Raw genomic sequence first — 26,508 nt, 5'->3', positions numbered from 1 at the left:
AGCGCGCGGACGGGGGCCGTCAAGGAGAAAAGCGCAGGGTTGGTGCGGCCCGCAGGCGCAGCCGAGGACACGGCCCTGCGCGCCTTGACGGCACATGGACGCGGGCTACAGTCGCGGACAAGGGGATGAAGTCAGGGGAGACGGCTGGACAGGCAACGGCCGCTTCAACGTGCAGACCGCACGCAAGCGAAGCGCGCAGGCCCGGATCGGGGAATCCGGGCCGTAGGCGTCAGCGATGTGGAAGGCTGGCGAATGCCAGTCCCGTCAGGGATAAGCGGATAGCGAACCTGGAGCAGCGCGATCCGCGAAGCGGGGACGCACAAGTTATTCGTTTATTCTCTACGCTTGATATGTGCGACTTGCACTCGATGAAGGAGGAAAAATGAAGATGATGCTCGCCAGTGAGCTTCATGCAGGCGATGTTCTGCTTTGCTACAAAGATGCAAAAATCGACCCGGTTGGCAAAGGCATCACCCGAGTAACAAACAGCGAATACACGCACGCCGCGATTTGCATTAGCTCCGGCACTGCGGCAGAGGCAACGGTTTTAGGTGGCGTGTCCAAGGTTGAGATTGAAGACCTCATCAAACGCTACGATCATGTCGCGGTGTTCCGTCAACCTGATGCGTGGCAACCTCCAGAGCGCGTGCGAGCCGTGAACGCTTTTATAGATTCCATCGTGGCGTCTGGAGCGAAATACAACTTGCGCGACGTAGTAACTTTCAAGAAAAGAAGTGAGGTTCACCAGCTATCGCTTACCGACCAGCTCCATGCGTACTTCAACGGAACCTACGCTCCAGCACCAGTCGAGAAAGGTAGTTACTTCTGCTCTGAGCTTGTGGCAAGTTGTTTTGTCGTCACCGGCTTCATAGATCCTAGCGCGGCCGTCGTCTACAAATCAGATGTCACTTCGCCTGGCGCATTAGGGAGAGATCCAACTTTCGGAACATTCTGCGGTTATGTTTCGACCGTGCCAAATTACTCGGTTCCGGCTACGGATGAGTTTATTAACCACTCGACATTTAATGAGATATTCGGCAGTGGCGCATAACAGCGAGGTTCAGTGTCGGCAATTGAAAGCGTCAGATTGAAGTCCGCTGTTTGTCGCTGGTACGGACACAGCATAAAACGCGCGCCGCCCGAAGGGCGGCGCGCTTGCTCTGATCACACGATAATCTGCCCGGCGTGCCGCGCATCGCGCGCATAGGCACTCAAGCGTTTCTCCGCGCGGAAGTGCAAATCGCGCTCGATCGGCAAGCCGAGCCGCCCGCGAACGGTCGCCAGCTCCTGCAGGCTAACCCAACCGAGTTCGGGCATTCCCAGGCCCAGGTCGCACAGGCCAAAGGCATGGTCGTGATCGTCCGGGTCGATCTCGGTTAGCAGCCAGGTTGCGCCGGCATCCGGCGTGAACAGCTTGACCACGGGCGCCGGATCGAAGTCTGGGTTCTGGAGGGATTCACGGCCGTTGGCCAGCAGCAGGAAGCGTTGTTCGTCGGTGATGAGTGCGCTCATGGCGATCTCCGGTTGCACGGGCGGAATTGCCCGGAACCGTCGTCAGCACGGCGCAGCGCAGCAGTCAGGGGGCGAAGCCGGCCGCCAGGACGCCAGCGCCATCGGCGCGCCGCCCTTGACGGCGAGAACGCCGTGGTACGGTGAAGGAAACAGCAAGACCGCCCTCCCCCTCGCAGCTATCCGCAGGCAAGCGAGGCGCGCAGGCCCGCAGTGGCCGATGGCGTCGGGGCAAAGCCGGATGGCCGCGACTCGGCCCGAGGCGCGGGGCGTAGCCCGCGAACCTGACGGTGGAACGCCGGGACGCCCACTGAATCTTCAGCCCGAGTACAGGCGGCACCCATTTTCACTGCGCAGTAAAAATTGCAATTACGCCGAATATTCGGTATAGTGCCGATATTTACTGAACAGTGAACGAACCATCCGTGCCTTATGCTTGAGTCCTCGTCCCTGACCGAACAACAGTTGATCGCGCGCTTCATCGAGGCTTTGCGCGAGCTTCCGGAGGTACAGGCAGACCTCGACCATAGGGAGCCCACTGGGAAGCACGGCGACCGTGGATACGATGCCCAGGTCGATCTGCACGTCGCCGGCAAATCCTTCGTCTTACTGCTCGAAGCCAAGAAAGCCGTCTTTCCGCGAGATGTCCGCCAAGTGATCTGGCAGCTTCGGGCGTCAAGCCACAGGAGGCAAACTGAGCACGGGGACGAACCCTTGGCGCTTCTCGTAGCAGAGTCCATCTCCCCCGGCGCAAAAGAACTGCTGAGAAGCGAGCGCGTCGGCTACTACGACAGCGGCGGCAGCCTATATCTACCTGCACCCGGCGCCTATCTCTATATCGATAGACCGCCACCCAAGGCGCTGACGAAGTCGGTGCGGACGCTGTTTACTGGGCGGCGCGCCCAAGTGCTTCACGCCCTGTTGGTGCGACATCAGAACTGGTTTGGCGTCACAGAGCTGGCACAGCAGGCGATGGTGTCGCCTGCCACCGCCTCGCAGGTGCTAACCGAGCTGGAGCGCTTCGACTGGCTGGAGTCGCGTGGGCAAGGCCCAAGCAAGGAGCGCCACCTCCGCGAACCGGCGGCCTTGCTGGACTCTTGGGCCAAGCAACTCGCCACCATTCGTCCGCCAGCCCTGCGCCGGTACTACGTGCCAGGCACAAAGGCCGACACGCTGGCAGCGCGGATCGGCCACGCCTTCGACGCGCACGACGTCCAGTACGAGGTCAGCTACGAGGCCGCCGCGCAGCGCTATGCGCCGTTCCTTTCCAACGTCTCCCAGGTGCGCGTGCGGGTACTGATCGGCGCGAACGCCGATGCCGCGATGGGCGACTTGGACGCACGTGTCGTCAACGAAGGCGCTAACTTGGGCGTCATCGAAGCCAAGTCTCCGGGTGAACTGTTGTTTCGCGAGCAGATGGATGGCCTATGGCTGGCTAGCCCAATCCAAATCTATCTCGATCTGCTGCGCGGCGAAGGCCGCTCCAAGGAAATGGCTGAGCACTTCCGCAAAGAAAGGATCGGCTTCTGATGGCTAAGCCCGCAACGCTCGACGGTTATAGCGACCAGTACACGGTGGACTGCGAACGTGTCCTCGTGACGCTGCTGCGCGGTCTCGGGCCGTGGAAGGATTCGGTCTACCTGGTCGGCGGGCTCACGCCGCGGTATCTCGTCGCCGCGAGGCCGCCTGTGGTTCCGGCGCACGCAGGCACGCTAGACGTGGACATCGTGATCGACCTGCAAATCCTAGCCGACACCGAGGCGTATCACACGCTGGAGGACAACCTCAAGAAGATGGGCTTCGAGCGCGCCGAGAACGAAGCAGGGAAGAAACTCTCGTGGCGTTGGCAGACCCGCACCGAACATGGTGCGCTGATGGTCCTGGAACTACTGGCGGACGCGCCGGATCTCGCTGGCGGCAAGGTACAGCCCCTGCCGACCGAGGGGACGATCTCGGCCCTGAACATCCCGCATTCGTCGATCGTCTTCGACCTGCATCAGGTCACCGAAATCCAGGCGGAGCTGCTGGGCGGCAACGGCGTCGCCACCGAGAAGATTAAGCATGCCAATCTCGTCAGCTTCACCTGCCTGAAGTCCTTCGCGTTCGACCAGCGATTCGAGCGCAAAGACGCGCACGATCTGATCTATTGCATCGAGCACGCGCCCGAAGGCATGGACGCCGTGGCCGAGTACTTCCGCAAAGAACGAGCTGGCAAGCATGGCGCCGTCATCGAAGCCTCGCTGTCGATCCTGCGCAGCCGCTTCACCAATGACGAGAAGACGGAGGGCTATCGCAAGGATGGCCCCGTATCGGTTGCCAAATTCGAGCTAGGTGAAGGCGTTGAACTCCATCAACGCGAAGCGCGGGCGTTGCGGCAGCGTCAAGTCAACGACCTGATTGAACAACTTCTTGCACGGCTCGCCGACGGGAGCACCGCATGAGTTTCCCCGCAGACATCAAGGGCTGCATGAAGGACTGCATCCTGTCGCTGTTCTGGCCGCGAAAGGATATCGTCGGCTTCTTCGAGAAGCATGGCTGCACGAAGGCAGAGATCGCTTCCGTGCAGATTGAGGGTGAGAGCGCCCTCAAACGGCACGAAGTCATCGACACGCTGTTCGCGGCGCTGGCTGCTCGGTCGGACAACGGCCTTGGGCCTTTCCGCGCCATGCTCCAGTCGCTGTTGAACTGGTCGCACTTCGATCCATACTACTTCGACAAACTGCGTAAGCTGGATCGCGCTACCGCGACCCGGAATTTGGAGCACCTGCGTCAACTCCAGGAAATTCGGGACGCTAAGATCAAAACAGATCGCGAGCGCCGAGCGGCACAAGACGCGGAGCGTCAGCAACCCACCGCGTCGCTTGAGCAATTACGCGCCGAGTACCTCGACCTGCTTGCCAACAAGACTTCGCGGCGGCAACGCGGCTACGCGCTGGAACGCATCCTGGCCGACCTGTCTCGCCTTTCGCGGTTGGAGGCCACTGAAGCGTTTCGCGTCAACGGCGAGCAAGTAGATGGAGCGGTGAAGTTCGATGGCGAACACTACCTCATTGAGGCCAAGTGGCAGGAGCGGACTGCCAGCAACGAGCCGGTGTATCAATTCGCGGGCAAGGTGTCAGGGAAGCTGTACGGGCGAGGCCTGTTCATCTCTGTGAATGGCTTCAGTCCAGAAGTGATCAGGAGCCTCGTCATGGGCAAGGAGATCCAGACGCTCTTCATCGACGGCGAAGACCTGATTTTGGTGCTACAGGGACACCTCACGTTGCGAGACATGATCGACCGCAAGGTGAAGGCAGCCCAGACAAAGGGGCTGATCTACGTGCATCCGATTTCGGGTGCCGAAAAGAAATCGTAGACGAATCGCTGACAGGGAAATTCAACGGGGGACTTTTATGGATCGTGAGGCTATCGGTCGGCGGGCGCAGGACGTGCAGTCTGGCCTGCGTGACGTCTCGGATTTGCGCGTGTCGGCCACGATACCGATCACGCGACAGATCGGCATGGCAGCGCAACTCGCTGTCCACATTCGTGGTCTGGACACCATCGAGAACATCGTTGGGTTCCACGGCTTTTGCAGCAATCTGGGTATCTCGTCGGATTCGCTGCCTACCGTGCTGGGCACGCTGGAACAGATCGGTTGGATACGCGTAGTCCCAAATATCTATGCACCAACGCGCATTGAGGAATCCATTCCGTACTTTCAAGAGGTCTACGGAGCGCTCGGCGAACAGTGGTCGCTGCGCAGGCCTGGCGAGCTTGAGCAGGCGACGATGGCAATCATTGATCGGCTCACTGTCGCGCCGGTACCTCTCGAAACTTTAGCGTCTGAACTCGGACTGAAGACAACTGACATTCAAACCGTCGTGGACATCGGTGACCTCGGTGGCTATCTCCGGCAATACGACTCGCCGAGGGACCGCGTTCCGATTCTCTACGCGCCGCTCTTCTCCGAGGAAAATCCCGAGACGTTGTTGAACTTCATTGCAAAGAATCCAGGTGCTCACAGTGAGATCGAAGCCGTCTTCCGCGCGGCGAAATCACATCCGGGTGCACCCATCAGCACTCTTGAGCAGAGCAACCCATTGGTTGTGGAACTGGTCAACGAGAACATCCTGCGCGCACCTGCCATTATGTCATCTGGCGGCACACAGTCGTTTGCATTTGCACCCTTCAAGACCACGCAACCCCGCGCCATCGTTGAGAAGGCGCGGATCATCCTGGCGTGTGTTCGCTATGGCGAGGGCTATTCCTCCATCACCAAAATTTCCGACCCTAGCGCTATCTTGAGAGGGCTTAGGGATCGGAAGATGATTGGACGTACTCCACATTCCAATATCCAGTCGCAGTACGCCGCAGCGGCAAATATGGGAGTGGGATGGATCGAGCCCGAGAATGGTCGTTTCCGATTCCGCCTTTATGACACCGAGGACAATCTGGCCGCGGTAGACCTAGCGATCGCCATGTGCTCTGGTCAGAGCGAGGACATGGCGTCATCGCTGCTCTTGCCGGCCGAGGTCAAGGGTTACTTCACAAGGGCTGAACCAGGCGGTCTACTTCTGCCAGAGGCAAACCGGAAGCGTGCGCGCGATCTTATCGCCACGCGCAAACTGGACCCCAACACGCGCACCGCCGCACGGCTTGGGCGCGCGCTGCTCGACGACTTGCGAGGGATTCATCGTGTCATCAAGTGATCAAGACCATTCCTACAAGTTGCAGGGCAAACGCATGGCCTGGGCATTAGGCTATGTGCCACTGATCAACGTTCCCGTAACCCTGCCTGCAAATACCAACTCTCGCGCAGGTACCGACCTAACCGATGCAGACGTGCTCGGCTTTCGCTTCAGTCCAAGCGGGGGCGTTTCGCGGCTTCTGATCGATTGCAAGACCACTACTGGCAGAGCTGTCGATCGGGTTCTATGGGTCAGAGGACTGCAGGACGTTCTCCACCTCGAGGAACTGTATCTTTTCAAGAAGAAGGTGCCCGAAAACGCTCGTTGGCTAGCCCACGAACTGAAGGTTAATTGCCTTGATGAAGGCGAGTTGCATGAGCTCGATACTCGACTCGGATTGAATCGTCTAAAGGGGCCGTACTTTGATGGCAGCGGATACGAGAACATTGAAACGCTGCTTGCCTTCCCGAAGGGAAGCGAATACCGCGCCGTGACCCAGTTTCTTCGGACAACGCTTTGGACGCTGAAGCCTGCACACAGGGTTCTTACCCTTCTGAATCTCGGCCAGCAAAACGATCTACATAGAAAACTACGCTTGGATGATCGGGCGCACATGTGCCTCGTCCTTCTTGCCACACGAGCCCTCGCAATAAGTCTTGGGCTGCTGATAAGTGAGTTGAATGTCGTGGACGTTCTCAACGTAGAGGCGAGGCTACGCGAGGAGCTTCACGGCGGGCCAGAATCGCTCGCTCAGAAAGTGCGTTTTGCAGACGCAATCCATCGGCTGACGGGGGAAGCCGATTCCCAACAGGCCATTGATCACGAGGAGTTTCCCCGCCTGCTTGAGGAGGTCAACCGATTGCTGATCAGACGCTATGCTTTGAACGATGCCATCCGGATCACGGATCTGGCATTGCACTACTTCGCTGCCGGTACGGGCACACTGCCTCGACACTTGAGCGGCAGCGATTCCAATCTTTCGGCAAAAATGGCCTCCGACATCCTTGCTCTCTTTGTAAAGAGCAATTCTCTCGATACGGGTTTTTCGCGCGCGATCATAAGTTTGCTTGCCACGACGCCCGAAGTCGTTTCCGATCAGAGCGATGATCAGCGTCAAGAGGTCTCAAGCAAAGGGGAGCAGTTTTCTCTGCTGGCACCACTCCCACCCTTAGAAGAAAGATAGGGCACACGTTGTCCGTCAATGTGGGTGAGCAGAGCCTCTTAGGACCCGTCGGGTGAGGAGTTGACGTGACGATCAAAGCAATTTTTGTTGGCATCAACAAGCATCTCGATAGCTCCATACCCGAACTGAGCGGAGCGCGCCGTGACGCGACAGCGTTGTGGGCATTGTTCACCGATACGGTTGAAGGCCTGAGTGCACGTCTGCTGGTTGACGAAGCCGCGACGCACACGGAAGTTTCAAGCGCCATGCTCGGCACCTTGGCTGCCGCGAACGCGGATGACGTGGTGGTCATCGCGTTCGCCGGGCATGGCTCTCCAGACGGCCACTTGGTGCTGTTCGACACGAACGCGAGTGATCTCGCAGGAACGGCCCTGTCGATGGCCGGTTTGGCGGATGCCTTCAAGGCAACGAAGGCCCGTGCCGTCCTGTGTATCCTCGACTGCTGCTTCAGCGGTCAAGCGCCGGCGCGCGTACTGGAGACGGCAGCGCGCCCGCGCAGTGCGTTCGCGCTCACCGGCATTTATGGTGAGGGACGCATCCTCCTGACCGCCTGCGCAACCAACGAATCCGCATGGGAGCAACCGGGCACCGGGCATGGGATACTCACACATGCGGTGATCGATGCCCTGACCGGCGACGCCGGCGAATCGGTCAGCTTCCCGGAGATCGCTGGCGAGATCATTCGATTGGCACGGGTGGAGGCCGAGCGCATCAGCGTCACGCAAACTCCCGTGTTCCTGGGCAATGTTCAGGGCGGCCTGACGTTCCCGGTTCTCAAGCGCGGCGACAACTACGCCGCGGCCTTTCCCGCCAGAGCCGTGCAGCAGATGTCCGGATCGTTCGCGGAATTTTCCGCGCACGGCTTTCCGCCCGAGATCGTCGAGCGATGGTCAGCAGACTTTCCTCAAGGCCTCAACACGCTGCAGCTCAAGGCCGTCAACGAGTTCGGCGTACTCAGCGGCAATTCCTTGTTGGTGGTTGCGCCGACGAGTTCAGGCAAGACGATGGTCGGCGAGGTGGCGGCGATTCAGGCGGTCACCGCCGGCAAGAAGGCGGCGTTCCTCTTGCCCTATCGCGCACTGGTCAACGAAAAGTTCGAGGAGTTCACCGAGCGCTATGCGGCGGCAGGACTGCGGGTAGCCCGGTGCAGTGGAGATGCCACTGACGGCATTGGGCCCGTGCTGGCCGGGCGCTATGACCTGGGCTTTTTCACCTACGAGACCTTTCTTAACCTCGCCCTCGGCTCGCCACGGCTTCTGACGCAGCTCGGCCTGGTTGTGCTAGATGAGGGGCAGTTCATCACCGACCCGCAGCGGGGCATCACGGTCGAACTGATCTTCTCGCTGCTCTTGCGGGCACGCCAGCGGGGTATCGAGCCACAGCTCGTGATCCTGTCGGCGGTCATCGGCAACCTGAACAGCTTCGACCGCTGGCTCGGCGTTCCGCTCCTACTGTCGCGCGAGCGGCCCGTGCCGTTGGTCGAAGGCGTGCTCGACCGCCGCGGAACATTCCAGTACGTCGATGCCGATGGAAGCACGAAGACCGAGGCCTTGCTGTCTTCGCATCGCATCGTGCAGCGCCGGGACAAACCCAGTTCCCAGGACGTGATCGTGCCTCTTGCCCAGCAACTGGTGGGACAGGGCGAGAAACTGCTGATCTTTCGCAACATGCGTGGCCCAGCCCAAGGTTGCGCGAAGTATCTCGCCAAGGAACTGGGTCTGCCACCAGCAACCGCTATCCTCGACGTTCTGCCGACCCAGGATCTGACCGGCGCCTCACAGGACTTGCGGGAGTGCCTAAGCGGGGGCACCGCGTTTCACAACACCAACTTGCTGCGGGCGGAGCGTGAGGCCGTTGAGAGAGGGTATCGCAGCGCCACGGGTGGCATTCACGCGCTGGTTGCCACAACGACCCTGGCGGCCGGCATCAACACGCCAGCATCCACGGTCGTGCTCGCGGAGAACGAGTTCGTCGGTGAAGACGGCCGGCAATTTACCGTGGCCGAGTACAAAAATATGGCGGGTCGTGCCGGACGGCTGGGCTTCAACGAGATTGGCAAGGCAATCATCTTGGCGGAAACGCCAATGGAACGTGCGCAGCTTTTTCAGCGCTACGTGCTGGGCGTTCCTGAGGACGTGAAGTCCTCCTTCCAGCAGCGCGACCTGCCGACATGGACGTTGCGCTTGCTTAGCCAGGTGCGCGGCGTTCGCGCCGATGAGATTCCGGGGTTGCTGGTCAACACGTTCGGAGGATATTCGGCGTCGCGCGCGAATCCGCAATGGGTCGCGATGGTGGAGCGGGACGTAACCACGCTGGTTGATCGCCTCCTGCAGGCGGGCCTGGCCGAGCGCGAAGGCGATCTCATTCACTTGACGCTGCTCGGGCGCGCCTGCGGCTCCTCGTCCTTGTCGTTCGAGTCGAGCTTGCGCCTGGTCGAGTTGATGGGACACCTGAACGTAGCGCAGACGCCGCCCGGCCACATCCTCGCGATGGTGCAGGTGTTGGATGAACTGGACGCCATCTACACGCCAGTCATGAAGAAGGGCCAATCGGAGAGCGTGCGCGCTGGCGAGGCATCGCAGCGCTTCGGGCATCAGATGCCTCAAATGCTGCAGCGGTATTGTCGCGACCAGATCGAGTTCTGGGCTCGCTGCAAGCGCGCGGCGCTGCTTCATGACTGGATCGAGGGAACGCCCGTTGACGTGCTGGAGAAGCGCTACTCCACCACGCCATTTGGCGGGGCCATCGGCTACGGAAACATCATCGGCATTGCCGATGCGACGCGCTTTCACTTGCGCTCCGCGCATCAGATTCTCGCAACGCTCTTCCCTGATCAACCTGATTTCCTCAAGGGCTTGGACGAGATTCTTCAGCGGCTCGAATTCGGGCTGCCCTCCACCGCCCTACCCCTCACGAAGGTTTCGGTGCGGCTGACACGCGGCCAATGTCTAGAATTGTTGTCCATCGGTGTTCGCAACGAGGATGACCTGAAAAATCTGGACGATGACCGACTTCGCCGCTGCGTGGGGGCAGGCATAGCCACACTATTGCGCCCGAGGAGTGATGCGGCTGGCGTTGGCGTATGAACGGGGAAGAGACTAATGATCCTGACCGATAACGAAACCAAAGTTGATCTGCTGAACAACGAGGCCATTGCCACCACGATCATCGGGCTGCTTCGCGCGAAGCCCGACCATCCGGTGACGATCGGCGTGCACGGCGACTGGGGTGCGGGAAAGTCCAGCGTGCTCGAAATGATCGAGGCTGGCTTCGCCGATCAGGAAGATGTCCTGTGCCTCAAGTTCAATGGATGGCGCTTCCAAGGCTTCGAGGACGCGAAAATCGCCTTGATCGAGGGAATCGTCACAGGCTTGATCGAAAAACGCCCGGCGCTAAAAAAGGCGGCAGTGGCTATCAAGGATGTCTTCCGTCGCATCGACTGGCTGAAGGTCGCCAAGCGGGCCGGGGGTCTAGCCCTGACCGCATTCACCGGCATTCCGACGCCCGAGCAAATCGGAGCCATCGTCGGCTCGCTCGAAACGCTAGTGGCAGACCCTGCCAAGCTCGTCACGAAAGAAAACCTTTCGACAGTCATCGACGAGGCGAAGGCCGCGCTGAAACCGGGCGAGTCCAAGAATGTGCCGGAGGAAGTGGAGGCCTTCCGCAAGGCATTCGACCAGCTCCTGAAAGATGCAGGCATCAAACAGCTCGTTGTCCTGATCGACGACCTTGATCGATGCCTGCCCGACACCGCCATTGAAACGCTCGAAGCCATCCGGCTGTTCGTGTTCACCGCGCGAACGGCCTTCGTCGTCGCTGCTGATGAGGCAATGATCGAATACGCGGTGCGCAAGCACTTTCCAGACCTGCCCGACAGCACCGGGCCGCGTGACTATGCCCGCAATTACCTCGAAAAACTCATACAAGTTCCGTTCCGCATCCCGGCCCTGGGTGAAACCGAGACGCGGATCTACGTGACGTTGTTGCTCGCTGGCGCCGAAGTCGGCGAGAACGACGAGAACTACGGGAAGCTGATCGCTGTAGCGCGAGAGAAGCTGAAACGGCCGTGGACCAGTGGCGGTCTGGATGCCGCGACGGTCAAGACAGCGCTCGGCCAACAGGCCGAGAAGGCAAACAATGCGCTGGCACTCAGCGACCAGATCGGACCCATCCTCGCAAGCGGCGCAAAGGGCAACCCACGCCAAATCAAACGCTTCCTCAACACGCTTTTGTTGCGCGAGCGCACTGCGACTGCACGCGGTTTTGGCGACGACATCAAGCTCCCCGTACTCGCGAAGCTCATGCTCGCAGAACGATTCATCCCAAGGTTGTTCGAGCAAATCGCGTTCGTCGCAGCGGTCCATCCACAAGGGCTGTGTGAAGACCTCGAAACGCTGGAGAAGAGCCTGGTGTCGGCTGACGGCAAGGATAGCGAGTCGAAGGGGCAAAAGGCCGCCGAAGCGGTCCCCGCCTCCGACAACGCCGTGTTGAACGAGTGGAAGTCGTCGGAGACGGTGCGCGACTGGGCGCACCTCTCCCCGAAGCTATCAGGAATCGATCTGCGCCCCTACTTGTTCGTCACAAAGGACAAGAAGGACTACTTCGGTCCGGTGTCGGTACTCGGCCACCTAGCCGGCGTGGTCGAGAAACTGTTCGGCGGCAAGATGACCGTCCAGGGCTACGAAGCCGAGTTGAAGCAGCTCGTGCAGCCCGAAGCCGAAAAGGTGTTCGAGGCAGTGCGCAGCAAGATCATGAGCACGGGCACCTTCGATACCAGGCCTGCAGGCATCGATGGTCTCGCCGTCCTTGTGAAGGCGCAGCCTGGACTCCAGAGCCGGTTGATGGATTTCCTGGAGGCACTGCCAAGTGGCAAGTGTGGGCCTTGGGCTGTCAGCGGCTGGCAAGGCGTCATCAAGGACAGCGAATGCGCTGCTCGCCTGACTAAGCTGCTGGGAGACTGGAGCAAGGTCACCAATAACCCCGGCCTCAAGGCCAGCGCCGAAGCGGCGCTCAAGGATTTGAAGGGAGGACGTTGATGGGAACCTCGACGGCTTACGGCGGCCCTGGCGGCGGAACACCGCTTGTTCCGTCATGGTTGGGTGACGCCGATGGCGCGGGCGCCCCTGCAGCCCCTCCTGGCGACGGCGCAGTCCCGGACGGCCAGCCGCCGGCGGACGGCACCGCGCCGCCGGTGCCGCCGAACCGGCCCCCCATCCCCAAAACGGCAGATCCGCAGCGTTTCTCCGGTGCTCGCAACAGCTTCACGCGATTTGCCGGTTCTGGCGGCAGCGACCGTGCCAACCTGGGCCGTGCAGTTTCAAGATACGTCTCAACATCAGCCGGCGGCGCGCGCCAGGCTGCCCAACGTATGGGTGCCTCGCGCAGAGCGGGTGCACGGCTGCTTGGTTTTCTGGCCGATGCACAAGCAAGGGGTGTGCGCGAGGCGCTACGGGCGCTGGACCTGGAGTCGTTGGCCGGACGACCGCTAACGGAAATCTTCGTCGGCCTAGCCGACTACGTCTGCCCAGGCGCGGGCACCGTCGATGAAGGCATCGCCCGCGAGGCGTACATTGAAACCATCGTTGAACTGGCAAGTGAAGGGCTTACCGATCTGACCACCTTCACGCCGGATCAGATGCAGACAGTCTTCGAGCTGTATGCCACACACGCGATAGAAGCCCGCATCTGCAACGACATTGGTACAAAGGCCGTGACCATGCCAGCCGACACGCAAGCTGCGCACCGCGTCGAACAGCAGTTGCGCGACTTCATCCGGGGCGGGGTGAGCGACGCGCTGACGCGGGCCCGTGCGGAAACGCCGAATCTCACGCCCGAGCGAATTCAGGGTTTCGTCGATGCGCTGTACGAGTCTGCATTTGCAATCTTGCAAACCCTGGGCGATGCGGAGGCGGACCAATGAAGCGACAACTCCTGGCGGGCCGCTTCGGTCCTGACGACAGCTTCGATGTGACGGCGGGCGCCGATGAACAAAGGACCTACCTGCAACTCGTTGCCGGCGAGAAGTCTTTGGATCATGGCATCGGTGGCGCGCTGACTAGCTTGAAAAAAATCGGTGTGTTTCCCTCGGAGATCGGCATTGACCTGCTGGTCTTGGCCGCCCATGTCCATGCGGCTGACACACGCATCTCTCGCACCGAGCAATCGCAGGACTCATGGACGCGCGAGATACGACTGGTTGTGCCGGTAAGCGATCCATCTCGCTGGACCGCTGCGGCACCGACTCTCAAGAAGTCTCTGGATTTCCTGACGGGCGATCGCTGGACGATCGGGTTCAGGGCACGTCCAGATCGGTTCGCGACGATCACCCAAGCAGCGCCTCCGAGTCTGATCGCTCCTCCCTTTGATTCCGTCAGCCTGTTCTCGGGTGGATTGGACAGCTTGATCGGGGCGATCGATCTGCTGGAGGACGGCGCCACTCCCCTACTGGTCAGCCACTTCGGCGAGGGCGCGACGAGCGATGCTCAAGGCAAGCTGTTCGCAGGTTTGAAGAAGCACTACGTCAAGTCATCTTTCGAGCGTTTGCGGGTCGGCATGACCTTCGTGGATGGTCTTGTGGAAGGCGTCGGCGGCGAGAACAGCACACGCGGCAGGTCGTTCCTGTTCTTCGCTCTCGGGGTGTTCGCGGGTACTGGGCTTGGGCGCCGTTTCGTCCTGCGTGTCCCCGAGAATGGGCTGATCGCGCTGAATGTGCCTTTGGACCCCCTGCGGTTGGGATCAAACAGCACCCGCACCACGCATCCGTATTACATGGCGAGGTGGAACGACCTGCTCGTCGCACTCGGCATAGACGGCGAGATCCGGAACCCATACTGGGACAAGACGAAGGGCGAGATGACCGCAGCCTGCCGCAACCCAGACCTCTTGAAAAAGCTGGCGACAGATTCGTTGTCGTGCTCGTCGCCCGCCAAGGCCAGATGGCTAGGACATGGTATCGAGCAATGTGGCTATTGCCTGCCATGCCTCATCCGTCGCGCAGCGCTGACAGCAGCATGGGGGACCGGGAACGACCCGACGACGTACACGGTACCCGATCTTCATGCGCAGCCGTTGGACACACGCCAGGCGACAGGAGTGCAGGTCAGGTCGTTCCAGTACGCTATCGAGCGCTTGAAGGGTAAGCCCCAGCTCGCAAACCTCTTGATCCACAAGCCCGGCTCGCTTGCGGATGAAGCCGCACACTTGGACCAGCTTGCCGATGTCTACCGTCGCGGCCTGGGCGAAGTCGCACGACTCATCGACGGTGCAGAGGCGAAACCAAGATGAGGGTACGCGCATGATCGCCACTGCGGGCCTCGTGGACTTCCACTGCCATCTTGACCTCTACCCGGACCATGCAGCGGCGGTCCAGGATGCGGAGGCGTCCGGCGTGTTCACGCTGGCCGTAACGACGACACCTCGCGCGTGGCCCCGCAATCACGAACTCGCGCAGCGCACGAAGCATGTGCGCGCAGCGCTGGGGCTGCACCCCCAACTGGTCGCGGAGCGTGAAAGCGAGATCGAGCTGTGGGATCGATACCTCGCAGAGACGCGCTATGTTGGCGAAGTCGGATTGGACGCCGGCCCCCGGTTCTTCAAGTCGCTCGATGCACAGAAGCGTGTTTTCCAGCACGTGTTGCAGCGTTGCGCGCAGGCCGGTGACAAGATCATTACGGTCCACAGCATCAGATCGGCCAAGGCGGTTCTCGATCTCGTCGAAGCGAATCTACCGCCCGAGCGCGGAAAAATCGTTCTCCACTGGTTCACGGGAACAAAGAGCGAGGCGAAGCGCGCGTTGGCGTTGGGCTGCTACTTCTCCATCAACGCGGGAATGTTGGGCAATGAGAGGCACGCACCGATGGTGCAGGCTATCCCCTTGGATCGGATGCTGACGGAAACCGATGGTCCTTTCACTCGCACCGGCGACAGACCTTCACAGCCGACCGATGTAGCAAGCGTCGTTGAGGAACTGGGGCGTTTGCATCGGCTACCTGCGAGCGACGTGGCCAGCCTCGTTCGCGACAACCTACGAGCATTGCTCGGATAGCTGGAGGCGGAACGCTCCGAGCGGACTCTACGTCCGCTGGAGTGTTCCCCAACACGCCCTAGCGGGTTGTCTCCGATAGGTACTGAACCTCACCATGACTCCATACAGCACACTCATGGAGTCCGAGGTGAAACAGCTACCGCAAGCATTGAACACGGATGGCATCGACGCCGATCAGTCCCTCCCGTTGCCGGGGACAGAAGCCTACGAGTCGTTGCCGCAGTTCCCTAAACGCAGCGCTCTTCCCTTCCGCCGAACCATCCGCCGAAAGGATCTGCGTCAGATCGTCCCCTTGGCAGAAACGACGATCTACGAAATGGAGCGCCGCGGCGAATTCCCACGTCGCTTCAACCTGACCCCGCGCTGCGTCGTGTGGGACCTAGCCGAAGTGGAAGCGTGGATCGAGCAGCGCAAGCAAACCCCTCGCGCCGGCACCTCGAAGCCGAATGTCCACCTGCGAAAAACTCGCCCTGTCCGGACGGATTCGGGCGAGGAATGAAAACGAGGGCGGGCGCTCATCCGACCGCGGCTGTAGTTGCTTGGACGACAAGGGGCGGCAACCACCGGACTTCCTTCGCCATGTTGACCTGCAGCCCCCCAGCCACCCTTTCACCCTGTCAGGCAGTTGCGCTCAACGCGGGTACCACCACGTTCTCCGGCATCAGCCTCGGCACGTAGGTCTGCCCGTCGATCCAGGCATCGACCATGTTGGCCCACTCCTGCAGCATGTGGCGCCGCTGCTCGGCATATTCGGCCTTGTTGTAGATCGAGCGCGAAGAACGCCCGTCCTCGTGTGCCAGGCATTTCTCGATCCAGTCGCGGTTAAAGCCGATTTCGTTCAGCAACGTCGAGCCGGTACGGCGCAGGTCGTGGACGGTAAATGGTTCCAGCGGCAGGCCTGCGGCCTTCGCTCGCTCCGCAACGATCTGCGTGACCCGATTCAAGGTCGCGTTCGACATGCAGCGGTCGGCGTCATAGCGCGATGGCAGCACGAATTTGGAACCAGCCGCACAGGTGTGCAGCGCCACGAAGATGTCGAGTGCCTGGCGCGACAGATAGACCACATGTGGGTTTCGCCCCTTCATCCGCTGCTTCGGGATCGTCCAGGTCGCGTTCTCGAAATCGACCTCATCCCACGTGGCCTGGATCAGTTCGCTCTTGCGCACCAGCGTCAGCAGGATCATGCGCAGCGCCAGCCGAATGGTCGGATAGGTGGCCACCGATTCCATCTGCCGTGCCATCAAGCGGATCTCCAACGGCGACAAGGCACGATCCTTCGGCACGAAGGTCGCAATCGACGCGGCACCCACGTCGGCGGCGGGGTTGTCCGCCTTCTCGCCGTGCAAGATGGCGAAGGCATAGACCTGCTTCACGATGTCGCGGATATGCACCGCCGTGGCGGGCGCACCGCGCGCCTTCACCTTGTTGCACAGGGCGCGCAGGTCATCGGCAGTGATTTCATTGAGCTGCCGGTTCTCGAAGGCCGGCAGGATGTCGCGATCAACGATGCTCTTACGCATCGCCTTCGTGCTGTCGGCCATCCGGGCGCCCGCCAGCCACTTCTCGGTCACCTCGCCAAAGGTCTTGGCGGCGGTCAGCCGGCGCTTCTCGCGCTGCTTCTCCAGCGCCGGGGACTTGCCTTGGGCGACGGCCTTCTTAGCGTCAATCAGCTTTTCGCGGGCCAGCGCCAGCGAGATGCCCGCAGGCCCATAGCGGCCGATGGTGAGCGTCTCACGGCGGCCATTGAGACGGTAATCGTAGCGGAAGGTGACGGTACCGGTAGGCGATACCGTCACGTACATCCCATCACGGTCGGAAGCCTTATAAGTCTTGGACTTAGGCTTGAGGTTGCGCAGTGCGGTGTCGGTGAGCATCGAGGTTCTTCTCCTGTTTTTGACGGCTTTTACCGTCAGGGGCCAGGAGACCTGCTGATGCTCGGAAAGCCGCATAAAACCAGCTTTCCCGAGAAGACTTTTACCGTCAAAGACGGTTTTGGTCTGAATAGTGAACGGGACGGTCTTAATCCGGCCTCCAGTTCTTACCGCCACTTCTACCGCCAACCTGTTCCGCTGGCCGACGATAGCCACCGATAGATGCCGCAACGTATTTTCTTCTAAATCAACACATTACAGCAGTTTTTCGATTGCAGGCGATAGTCCCCGAAGGACGTCAATTCACTCCCACTCGATCGTCGCCGGCGGCTTGCCCGAGATGTCGTACACCACGCGGTTGATCCCGCGCACCTCGTTGATGATCCGGTTCGACGCGCGGCCGAGCAGCGCGTACGGCAGGTGCGCCCAGTGCGCGGTCATGAAGTCGGTGGTCTGCACCGCGCGCAGCGACGTCACGTAGTCGTACGTGCGGCCATCGCCCATCACGCCGACCGACTTCACCGGCAGGAACACCGCGAACGCCTGGCTCGTCAGGTCGTACCAGGTCTTGCCGACGTCGGCCTCGCCGCACAGGCCCGCTGCCGCGTCCTGCGCGGTGGCGGTCGTGCCGCGCAGTTCCTCGATGAAGATCGCATCCGCGCGACGCAGCAGGTCCGCGTATTCGCGCTTCACTTCGCCGAGAATCCGCACGCCGAGGCCCGGGCCCGGGAACGGATGGCGGTACACCATCTCCGGCGGCAGGCCGAGCGCGACGCCCAGTTCGCGCACTTCGTCCTTGAACAGGTCGCGCAGCGGCTCGAGCAGCTTCAGGCCGAGCGTTTCCGGCAGGCCGCCGACGTTGTGGTGGCTCTTGATCGTCGTCGCCTTCTTCGTCTTCGTGCCGCCCGACTCGACCACGTCCGGATAGATCGTGCCCTGTGCGAGCCACTTCGCCTTCGACAGCTTCTTCGCTTCCGCCTGGAACACTTCGACGAACTCGCGGCCGATGATCTTGCGCTTCGCTTCCGGATCGGTCACGCCGGCCAGATGGCCGAGGAACTGCTCGGACGCGTCGACGTGCACGACCTTCGCATGCAGGCGGCCCTCGAACATGTCGAGCACCATCTTGCCTTCGTTCAGGCGCAGCAGGCCGTGGTCGACGAACACGCAGGTGAGCTGGTCGCCGATCGCGCGATGGATCAGCGCCGCCGCGACGCTCGAATCCACCCCGCCCGACAGGCCGAGAATCACTTCCTCGTCACCGACCTGCTCGCGGATCTTCGCAACGGCTTCCTCGATGTGGTTCTTCATGATCCAGTCGGGCTTCGCGCCGGCGATCTGCAGCACGAAGCGTTCGATGATCTGGCGGCCCTTCACCGTGTGCGTGACTTCCGGGTGGAACTGCACCGCGTAGTAGCCGCGCGCCTCGTCGGCCATGCCGGCGATCGGGCAGCTCGGCGTCGACGCCATCAGCGCGAAGCCCGGCGGCAGCTCGGCAACCTTGTCGCCGTGGCTCATCCAGACCTTCAGCATCCCGTGGCCTTCGGCCGTCTTGAAATCCTCGATGCCGTCGAACAGGCGCGTATGGCCGTGCGCGCGCATTTCCGCGTAACCGAATTCGCGATGGTCGCTCCACTCGACCTTGCCGCCGAGCTGCACGGCCATCGTCTGCATGCCGTAGCAGATGCCGAGCACCGGCACGCCGAGATCCCACACGGCCTGCGGCGCACGCAGCTGGTGGTCTTCGTACGTGCTCGCATGGCTGCCCGACAGGATCACCGCCTTCGGCGCGAACTCGCGGACGAAGTCGTCGGACACGTCGTTCGGATGGATTTCGCAGTAGACGTGCGCTTCGCGCACGCGGCGCGCGATCAGTTGGGTGACTTGCGAACCGAAGTCGAGAATCAGGATTTTGTCGTGCATGGCTGCGGACAGGATGAAGAGAATAAGAAAAGCAGCGCATGAAGCGCTGCGTCAATAGCATGGACAACGGCGTCGGGCGGCAGGCGGCTCGCGCGACGCATCGCCGGTCAATCCTGCGACGGCGGGCGGGCGTCGAACGCGACGCTGCCTGACAATCGGTCGGATGCGGCCGGCGTGGCTGCCGACGGCGCCGCCGGACGGCCGACGACCGGTTCGACCCGTTGCTGCGGGGCGGAGGCCGGCGCCGGTGCGGCCGGACGCTGCGCGTCCCGGGCCTCGAGTGCTTGCGCCTTCTCGCGCCGCCGTACGGCCGAGGCGAGGCGTACGCCGCCGACACCGAGCACGATCAGCGCGACACCGGCCATCGTCGACAGCACGCGGCCGGCGGCCGCGAGCGCGGGACCGTTGCCGGTGCCGAACGACCACACCACCGCCAGCACGCCGATCAGCCAGTTCACATGGCCGACCGCACGCGCGACGGGCGCCGTGAGATCGCCGTTGACCGCCGCATGGAACGCGAGCCACGCGAGGCCGAGCAGCGCGATGCCGAACGCCTGGCCGAGCATCGCCGGCTGGATGTTCGCCAGCTGCAGCGCATTGAACAGCGCCTGCCAGGGCGTCAGCACGAACAGCACGCCGAACGCCAGCAGCAGCACGGCATCGACGATCAGCACGGCTCGCAGCAACGGTTTCATCGGCGATCAGTCCACGTGGTAGTTCGGTGCTTCCTTCGTGATCTGCACGTCATGCACGTGCGACTCGCGCATGCCCGCCGCGGTGATCTGGACGAATTCGGCCTTGTCGTGCAGCTCGTCGATCGTGCGGCAGCCGCAGTAGCCCATGCTCGCGCGCACGCCGCCGACCAGCTGGAACAGGATCGCGTTGACCGAACCCTTGTATGCGACGCGGCCTTCGATGCCTTCCGGCACGAGCTTGTCGATATTCGCCGAGTTGTCCTGGAAGTAGCGGTCTGCCGCGCCGTCCTTCATCGCGCCGACCGAACCCATGCCGCGGTACGACTTGTACTGGCGGCCCTGGTACAGGAACACGTCGCCCGGCGCCTCTTCGGTGCCCGCGAACATGCTGCCCATCATCACCGCGTTCGCGCCGGCCGCGAGGGCCTTCGACACGTCGCCCGAGAAACGCACGCCGCCGTCGGCGATGCACGGCACGCCGGTGCCCTTCAGCGCTTCCGCGACGTTCGCGATCGCGCTGATCTGCGGCACGCCGACGCCCGCGACGATCCGCGTCGTGCAGATCGAGCCCGGGCCGATGCCGACCTTGACCGCGTCCGCGCCGTATTCGACGAGCGCCTTCGCGGCGGCTGCCGTCGCGATGTTGCCGCCGATCACCTCGACGTGCGGGAAGTTCTGCTTGACCCAGCGCACGCGCTCGAGCACGCCCTTGCTGTGGCCGTGCGCGGTATCGACGACGATCACGTCGACGCCGGCCTGCACCAGCAGCTCGACGCGCTCTTCGTTGTCCGGGCCGACGCCGACCGCCGCGCCTGCGCGCAGCTTGCCGTGTTCGTCCTTGCACGCATCCGGGTGTTCGGTCTGCTTGGTGATGTCCTTGACGGTCATCAGGCCGCGCAGTTCGAACGCGTCGTTGACGACCAGCACGCGCTCGAGGCGGTGGCTGTGCATCAGCGCCTTCGCTTCGGCGAGCGGCGTGCCTTCCTTGACCGTGACGAGGCGCTCGCGCGGCGTCATGATCGACTTGACCGGTTCGTCGAGGCGCGATTCGAAACGCAGGTCGCGGTTCGTGACGATGCCGACGAGTTGCGGGCCTTCCACGACCGGGAAGCCCGAGATGCCATGCTGACGCGACAGCGCGATCACGTCGCGTACCTTCATCTGCGGCGGAACCGTGATCGGGTCGCGCACGACGCCCGATTCGAAACGCTTGACCTTCGCGACCTCGCGGGCCTGCTCGGCCGGCGTGAGGTTCTTGTGGACGATGCCCACACCACCCTGCTGCGCCATCGCGATCGCGAGGCGACCTTCGGTGACCGTGTCCATCGCGGCGGACACGAGCGGCATGTTCAGGGAGATGTTGCGGGTCAGCTTGGTCTTCAGGCTGGTGTCGCGCGGGAGAACGTCGGAGAAGGCGGGAACGAGGAGCACATCATCGAAAGTGAGTGCTTTTTGGATCAGACGCATGGCAAATCCTATGGGCGCAAAAGCGAATTATACGCGAAGCGCTGCGAATTTTCACAACACGAACAACGGGTTAGGCGTTTTCTAGCGTTCGGGGGCCGAATCGTTCGGATCGTCGTTCGGTTCGTTTTCGATCGCCTTTCGTTTCACCCCCGCATCGACCCATTCGCGCAGGCGGCCGGAATCGGGCCGATCGCACGTCGTGGCCGCGCGACGGCGGCCCTGCCGGCGGGGCCTCGGCCAGCCCCGCTCGGCACGTCCATGCGGCCCCGGGGCGGCACTAGACCAGCCCGGCCGCGGCGCGCGCCATCATCGCCGCGCCGACACCGATCGCGCCGCCGCCGACGATCCGGGCAACGCGCTCGCCGCCCGGCGCCAGCCGCTCGGCGGCGATCGCCCCGGTCACGACGGCCATCACGCGTAGATCCATCATGCCGGCTGCCAGGGCAACGGCCATCAGGTTCCCGCAGCAGGCGCCGCAACGTAGCGCGGTTCGCACGCCGTACCACCAAGCAACCGCGGCCGCGGCTCCTGCCCGCCGCGCACATGCGTCGTCCGGCAAATGCCGGCAGCAAGCGAGCCGGCGCGCCTTCCAGCCGGACAACTGCAGCACGCCCGCGCCGAGCACGACCGTGCCGGACGCGAACGGCATCGCGGCGGCGAGCGCGGGCAACCGCGCGGCGACCGCCGCCAGCGCGGTGCCGCCTGGAAACACCAGCGCGCCGAGCGCCATCCACGCGGAGAAATACCCGGCGCCCGCGACCGCGACCAACCATGCCGCGCGCATCTCGCCCGACGGGCCGAGGCTCCGCCGGTATCGCCAGAGCACCGGCGCCAGCACCGGCAGCATCATCGTCACCGTCATCGCGCCCCACATGCCTGCGAACGCGGCGAACGCGCGCCCTGCCTGCCATCCGCACGGCCGGAGCCATCCAGCCGACAATGTCCAGCCGCCCGCCATCGGCATGCCGCCCATCGCGTCCATCGATGCGTGCGGCGCGAGCGTCGCCCAGACGCCGGCGCCAAATACCGCGACGAGCGCGGCACCGAATGCCCGTCGGCCACCGCCCGGCGCGCCGGGCGCAGCCGGTTTCGTCGTGACGCTCATTGCCCGCTCCCGCCGCTCGCCGGCCCGCGCTCAGCTGCGCGCGTACTCGTCATGGCGGCGCCACCACACGCCCGTCTCGTTGCGCCCGAGCGGCGCACGATCGAGCCACTGGTACATCCCCCACAGCCCGTCGAGCCCGCGTGCGTACGTCGAATACGTGTGATAGACGACGCCATCCTCGCGCACGAATGCGCTCATCCCGGGCCGGTCGCGCGCATACGTGGCGGCGTCGGTGCCGCAGGTCGCCGCGAACTGGGCGACGGCCGCCGGCGGCGGGTCCATGTCCATCGCGTGACCGGCCCGCGCATAGTTGTATTCGACGTCGCCGGTGCGTTGCTGCGTTTCGGTGAACGACACGTTGAAGTCGAAATTGAACTCGCCGCCGTCGGATGACGCCCACGGAAAGTGCCAGCCCATCCGCTGCCGGTACGCGAGCAGCTTCGCGAGCGGCGCGCGCGACACCGCCGCGAGCGTCACGTCGTGGTTCGCGAGGTGGACCGCAAAACCGTCGAAACCGTCGGCGAGCGCCGAGCACGACGGGCAGCCGGCCTTGTAGTCGGGGCCGAACATGAAGTGATAGACGAGCAGTTGCGAACGGCCGCCGAACAGGTCGTCGAGCGTCGCCGGGCCGTCCTCGGTGTCGAACCGGTAGGCCTTGTCGACGCGCACCCACGGCAGCGCCTGGCGCCGCCGCGCGAGTTCGTCGCTTTGCCGCGTCAATGCCTTTTCCGCATCGAGCAGCGCGCGGCGCGCAGTCAGCCATTCGGCGCGCGTTCCGGTGAGATGGTTCGTCATTGCAGGTTCCTCCTTTCGATGGATATCCGGGCACGGCGCCTCTGCCGTGTGCGTGGTGCTAGATTAGGGCCGGGCATCGGACCGGAGGGAGTGACAACTGTGTCGGGATTCGGATGGATTCGCTGATCACGGCCGCCGCGCGAGCGCTCGCGGCGGGCGACCCGCTCGGCGCGCTGAACCGCGTCGCACTGCGCGACGACGCGCCCGCGCTCGCGTTGCGCGGCATCGCGATGGCGCAGCTCGGCGATTTCGAGCGCGCGCGGGCGCTCGTGCGCGGCGCGGCACGCGCGTTCGGCGCGAAGGAAGCGGTCGCGCGGGCGCGCTGCGTCGTCGCGGAAGCCGAAATCGCGCTGGCGTCCCGCGACCTCGGCTGGCCGTCGCGCGCCCTCGAAGCCGCCTGCGCGACGCTCGACGCACACGGCGACCGCGCGAACGCCGCGCATGCGCGCTATCTCGGCGTGCGCCGGCTGCTGCTGATCGGGCACGTCGACGAAGCCGAACGGCAGCTCGCGAACCTCGATCCCGCACCACTGCCGGCCGCATCGCGCGCGGCCCACGAACTGATCGCGGCCGGCATCGCGATGCGCCGCATCCGCCCGCACTTCGCGCGCACGGCACTCGCCCGTGCCCGCGCGGCCGCACGGGACGCCGGCATCGCCGCGCTGACGGCCGAAATCGAGACGGCCGCACGCATGCTGGATACGCCGGCCGCGCGGCTCATCGCGCGCGGTGCGTCGCGGCTCGTGCTGCTCGACGAGGTCGAGGCGCTGCTGGAATCGAATGCGCTGGTCGTCGACGCATGCCGCCACGCCGTGCGCGACGCACGCACGACCGTGTCGCTCGCGCGCCGCCCGGTGCTGTTCGTGCTCGCCCGCGCGCTGGGCGAGGCGTGGCCCGGCGACGTGTCGCGAAATGCGCTCGTCGCCGCGGCGTTTCGCGCGAGACACGCGGACGAATCGCATCGCGCGCGCCTGCGCGTCGAGATCGGCCGCTTGCGCGCGATGCTGCGCCCGCTCGCGAACGTCACCGCGACGCCGCGCGGCTTCGCGCTCGAGCCGCTCGGCCCACGCGAGACCGTCGTGCTCGCGCGTCCGGTCGACGATCGCCATGCGGCCGTGCTCGCGCTGCTCGCGGACGGCGAGGCCTGGTCGAGCTCCGCGCTGGCACTCGCGCTCGGCGCGAGCCAGCGCACCGTGCAGCGCGCGCTCGACGCGCTCGCCGAAGCGGACAAGGTGCAGGCGCTCGGCCGCGGTCGCGCGCGCCGCTGGATGACGCCGCCGCTACCCGGATTCGCGACGACCTTGTTACTCCCCGCACCGCTGCCGGGCGACTAGGATGGGCACACCAACGACGAGGTGACAGACATGAAACGCTCCACCGCAGACATCCTCCGCGAATACGGCCCATTTCCGGGCGTCGACGGCGTGCACGGCGTCACGTTCGACGGACAGCGCGTCTGGTTCGCGTCCGGCGACAAGCTGAACGCGCTCGATCCGGAACGCGGCACGACCGTGCGCGCACTCGACGTCGCCGCGCACGCAGGCACCGCGTTCGACGGGCGTCATCTGTTCCAGATCGTCGAGGACCGCATCGAGAAGATCGATCCCGATTCGGGCCGCGTGCTCGCGACGATCCCCGCGCCCGGCGGTGGCGCGGATTCGGGGCTCGCGTGGGCCGAAGGTACGCTGTGGGTCGGCCAGTATCGCGAGCGCAAGATTCATCAGGTGGATCCGCAATCGGGCGCCGTGCTGCGCACGATCGAGTCGAACCGCTTCGTCACCGGCGTGACGTGGGTCGACGGCGAGCTATGGCACGGCACCTGGGAAGCGGACGAAAGCGCGCTGCGGCGGATCGACCCGCGCACCGGCCAGGTGCTCGAACAGGTCGACATGCCGCCCGGTGTCGGCGTGTCGGGGCTGGAATCCGACGGTCGCGACCTCTTTTACTGCGGCGGCGGCAACAGCGGCAAGCTGCGCGCCGTGCGGCGCCCTGCGCGAGCACGCGCGGAGGGCGACGGTGCGGCGGCATCCGAGCCGGTCGAGCGCTGAACGCGGATCATCGACGGGCCACCCGGCCCGCCGCCATCCCCGGTCAACGCCGGAACGAATCGCGATGGCGCTCCCGGCCGATTCCGAACCGCGTCCGCTCTTGAGTGCAGGAATGAACAAGACGCTGTCGCGCCGCCGTCGTTAAGATGCGCGCTCGTCAGTCATTCGTTCGGAGCAGTCGATGCAGCGCGGTGTAGTGTATGGCGTCCTTGCGGGCGCGTTGTGGGGGATGGTCTTTCTCGTGCCGCGGCTGATGACCGACTTCTCGCCGCTGCTGCTGAGCGCGGGCCGCTACGCGATGTACGGCCTCGTGTCGCTGGCGGCGGCACTGCCGGCTGCCCGTTCGCTGCTCGTGCGGCTGACGCGCGAGGATCTCGTCGCGCTCGCGAAGCTCGCGCTGATCGGCAACGTCGCGTACTACATGCTGCTGTCCGGCGCCGTGCACCTGATCGGCATCGCGCCCAGCTCGCTGATCGTCGGCGTGCTGCCCGTGACCGTCACGCTCGCCGGCCTCGGCGACCAAGGCGCGATGCCGCTGCGGCGCCTCGTCGCCCCGCTCGCGCTGGTGATCGCCGGCATCGTCTGCATCAACGTCGACCTGTTCACATCGGAAGCCGCGCATGCGACGACGCTCGGCCAGAAGCTCGCCGGCATCGCGTGCGCAACCGGCGCGCTCGCGAGCTGGACCTGGTACGCGGTCGCGAACACGCGCTACCTGCAGCGCCACCATCATTTCGGCGGCAACGAATGGTCGGTGCTGTGGGGGGTCGTGACGGGCCTGATCGGCGGCCTCTGCTGGCTCGCGATCCTCGCGCTGCCGGCCGGCACGGTCCAGGCGGCAGTCCCGGCATCGCGCTGGCAACTGTTCTGGCTGCTGAACCTCGCGCTCGCGATCGGCGCGTCGTGGCTCGGCAACGGACTGTGGAACGCGGCATCGAAGCGGCTGCCGCTCACGCTGTCCGGCCAGCTGATCGTGTTCGAGACCGTGTTCGCGATGCTCTACGCATTCGTCTACGATCACCGGATGCCGCGCGTGCTCGAGATCGCGGCGCTCGCGCTGCTGCTGGCGGGCGTGTACGGGTCGGTGCGCCGGCACGGCGACACGCACGCGAGCGGCGACACGCCCGGCCGTGCAGCCGCGAACGCGAACATCACGGCCCACTGAGCGCGTGCGAGCCTGGTCTGACGAATCGGGACA

Annotated in this window: 23 protein-coding genes; 16 read left to right on the top strand and 7 right to left on the bottom strand. The window is 63.7% G+C overall.

Annotated features, from left to right (window positions below; all coding sequences use genetic code 11):
- Window positions 1-382 precede the first annotated feature (382 nt).
- Window positions 383-1,051, top strand: a complete 669-nt coding sequence (locus WS45_RS35165) for a hypothetical protein (protein ID WP_156437247.1) — start codon at window positions 383-385, stop codon at window positions 1,049-1,051.
- Window positions 1,052-1,164: 113 nt separating this feature from the next.
- Here WS45_RS35165 and WS45_RS21515 read toward each other — a convergent pair whose 3' ends face one another.
- Entirely contained in the window at window positions 1,165-1,512 is a 348-nt protein-coding gene (locus WS45_RS21515) for a DUF2958 domain-containing protein (protein ID WP_059701593.1), read from the bottom strand.
- Between the two features lie 429 nt (window positions 1,513-1,941).
- Here WS45_RS21515 and WS45_RS21510 point away from each other — a divergent pair, with 429 nt between their 5' ends.
- The 11 genes from WS45_RS21510 to WS45_RS21460 all read left to right on the top strand — a co-directional run bounded on the left by WS45_RS21510 (window position 1,942) and on the right by WS45_RS21460 (window position 15,905).
- Window positions 1,942-3,039, top strand: a complete 1,098-nt coding sequence (locus WS45_RS21510) for a hypothetical protein (RefSeq protein WP_059701592.1) — start codon at window positions 1,942-1,944, stop codon at window positions 3,037-3,039.
- The gene (locus tag WS45_RS21505; protein ID WP_059701590.1) at window positions 3,039-3,950 is read left to right on the top strand and encodes a hypothetical protein; all 912 of its coding nucleotides are present in this window, start codon (window positions 3,039-3,041) and stop codon (window positions 3,948-3,950) included. Before WS45_RS21510 ends, WS45_RS21505 begins: the two co-directional genes overlap by 1 nt.
- Window positions 3,947-4,864, top strand: coding sequence for a restriction endonuclease (locus WS45_RS21500; protein ID WP_059701588.1), 918 nt, complete (start codon window positions 3,947-3,949; stop codon window positions 4,862-4,864). Before WS45_RS21505 ends, WS45_RS21500 begins: the two co-directional genes overlap by 4 nt.
- Window positions 4,865-4,901: 37 nt before the next feature.
- Window positions 4,902-6,200: a hypothetical protein gene (locus tag WS45_RS21495; protein ID WP_059701586.1), complete on the top strand. Its 1,299-nt coding sequence runs from the start codon at window positions 4,902-4,904 to the stop codon at window positions 6,198-6,200.
- On the top strand, window positions 6,187-7,362 hold the full coding sequence (locus tag WS45_RS21490; protein WP_156437246.1) for a hypothetical protein: 1,176 nt from the start codon (window positions 6,187-6,189) through the stop codon (window positions 7,360-7,362). Before WS45_RS21495 ends, WS45_RS21490 begins: the two co-directional genes overlap by 14 nt.
- Before the next feature lie 65 nt (window positions 7,363-7,427).
- Window positions 7,428-10,448 (top strand): DEAD/DEAH box helicase, encoded by a 3,021-nt coding sequence (locus tag WS45_RS21485; RefSeq protein ID WP_059701583.1) that lies wholly within the window; start codon window positions 7,428-7,430, stop codon window positions 10,446-10,448.
- A gap of 15 nt (window positions 10,449-10,463) precedes the next feature.
- Complete coding sequence (gene qatA / locus WS45_RS21480) at window positions 10,464-12,398, top strand: Qat anti-phage system ATPase QatA (RefSeq protein WP_059529396.1); 1,935 nt, start codon at window positions 10,464-10,466, stop codon at window positions 12,396-12,398.
- On the top strand, window positions 12,398-13,282 hold the full coding sequence (gene qatB, locus WS45_RS21475) for a Qat anti-phage system associated protein QatB (RefSeq protein ID WP_059701581.1): 885 nt from the start codon (window positions 12,398-12,400) through the stop codon (window positions 13,280-13,282). Before qatA ends, qatB begins: the two co-directional genes overlap by 1 nt.
- Window positions 13,279-14,646, top strand: a complete 1,368-nt coding sequence (qatC, locus tag WS45_RS21470) for a Qat anti-phage system QueC-like protein QatC (protein ID WP_059701580.1) — start codon at window positions 13,279-13,281, stop codon at window positions 14,644-14,646. Before qatB ends, qatC begins: the two co-directional genes overlap by 4 nt.
- Window positions 14,647-14,656: 10 nt before the next feature.
- Window positions 14,657-15,406, top strand: coding sequence for a Qat anti-phage system TatD family nuclease QatD (qatD, locus tag WS45_RS21465; protein ID WP_059529390.1), 750 nt, complete (start codon window positions 14,657-14,659; stop codon window positions 15,404-15,406).
- A 115-nt stretch (window positions 15,407-15,521) separates the two neighbouring features.
- Window positions 15,522-15,905 (top strand): helix-turn-helix transcriptional regulator, encoded by a 384-nt coding sequence (locus WS45_RS21460; RefSeq protein ID WP_059529386.1) that lies wholly within the window; start codon window positions 15,522-15,524, stop codon window positions 15,903-15,905.
- A 118-nt stretch (window positions 15,906-16,023) separates the two neighbouring features.
- Here the strand turns inward: WS45_RS21460 and WS45_RS21455 are convergent, their stop codons facing one another.
- Window positions 16,024-17,280, bottom strand: coding sequence for a tyrosine-type recombinase/integrase (locus WS45_RS21455; protein ID WP_059701577.1), 1,257 nt, complete (start codon window positions 17,278-17,280; stop codon window positions 16,024-16,026).
- 57 nt (window positions 17,281-17,337) lie between these two features.
- Here WS45_RS21455 and WS45_RS35725 point away from each other — a divergent pair, with 57 nt between their 5' ends.
- Window positions 17,338-17,499: a hypothetical protein gene (locus WS45_RS35725; RefSeq protein ID WP_179950389.1), complete on the top strand. Its 162-nt coding sequence runs from the start codon at window positions 17,338-17,340 to the stop codon at window positions 17,497-17,499.
- Between the two features lie 81 nt (window positions 17,500-17,580).
- On the opposite strand, the gene guaA is transcribed toward WS45_RS35725, so the two are convergent.
- The 5 genes from guaA to WS45_RS21430 all read right to left on the bottom strand — a co-directional run bounded on the left by guaA (window position 17,581) and on the right by WS45_RS21430 (window position 23,262).
- Window positions 17,581-19,200, bottom strand: coding sequence for a glutamine-hydrolyzing GMP synthase (gene guaA, locus WS45_RS21450; RefSeq protein WP_059529378.1), 1,620 nt, complete (start codon window positions 19,198-19,200; stop codon window positions 17,581-17,583).
- 107 nt (window positions 19,201-19,307) lie between these two features.
- Entirely contained in the window at window positions 19,308-19,895 is a 588-nt protein-coding gene (locus tag WS45_RS21445) for a hypothetical protein (protein ID WP_059701575.1), read from the bottom strand.
- A gap of 6 nt (window positions 19,896-19,901) precedes the next feature.
- The gene (gene guaB / locus WS45_RS21440) at window positions 19,902-21,362 is read right to left on the bottom strand and encodes an IMP dehydrogenase (RefSeq protein ID WP_059464274.1); all 1,461 of its coding nucleotides are present in this window, start codon (window positions 21,360-21,362) and stop codon (window positions 19,902-19,904) included.
- 277 nt (window positions 21,363-21,639) lie between these two features.
- Complete coding sequence (locus WS45_RS21435) at window positions 21,640-22,467, bottom strand: DUF2182 domain-containing protein (protein ID WP_059701573.1); 828 nt, start codon at window positions 22,465-22,467, stop codon at window positions 21,640-21,642.
- Window positions 22,468-22,497: 30 nt separating this feature from the next.
- On the bottom strand, window positions 22,498-23,262 hold the full coding sequence (locus WS45_RS21430) for a DUF899 domain-containing protein (protein WP_059701571.1): 765 nt from the start codon (window positions 23,260-23,262) through the stop codon (window positions 22,498-22,500).
- Between the two features lie 113 nt (window positions 23,263-23,375).
- Between WS45_RS21430 and WS45_RS21425 the strand changes: the two genes are divergently transcribed.
- From WS45_RS21425 to WS45_RS21415, 3 genes are all read left to right on the top strand, one after another.
- Entirely contained in the window at window positions 23,376-24,596 is a 1,221-nt protein-coding gene (locus WS45_RS21425) for a hypothetical protein (protein ID WP_059701569.1), read from the top strand.
- Window positions 24,597-24,626: 30 nt separating this feature from the next.
- Complete coding sequence (locus WS45_RS21420; RefSeq protein ID WP_059529361.1) at window positions 24,627-25,310, top strand: Vgb family protein; 684 nt, start codon at window positions 24,627-24,629, stop codon at window positions 25,308-25,310.
- Between the two features lie 181 nt (window positions 25,311-25,491).
- Window positions 25,492-26,475, top strand: a complete 984-nt coding sequence (locus WS45_RS21415; RefSeq protein WP_059529358.1) for a DMT family transporter — start codon at window positions 25,492-25,494, stop codon at window positions 26,473-26,475.
- Window positions 26,476-26,508: the final 33 nt, after the last annotated feature.

The sequence above is a fragment of the Burkholderia sp. RF2-non_BP3 genome (genome assembly GCF_001522185.1).
In the GTDB taxonomy this organism is placed as follows: domain Bacteria; phylum Pseudomonadota; class Gammaproteobacteria; order Burkholderiales; family Burkholderiaceae; genus Burkholderia; species Burkholderia diffusa.
This window is presented reverse-complemented; position numbering and strand designations above follow the sequence as displayed.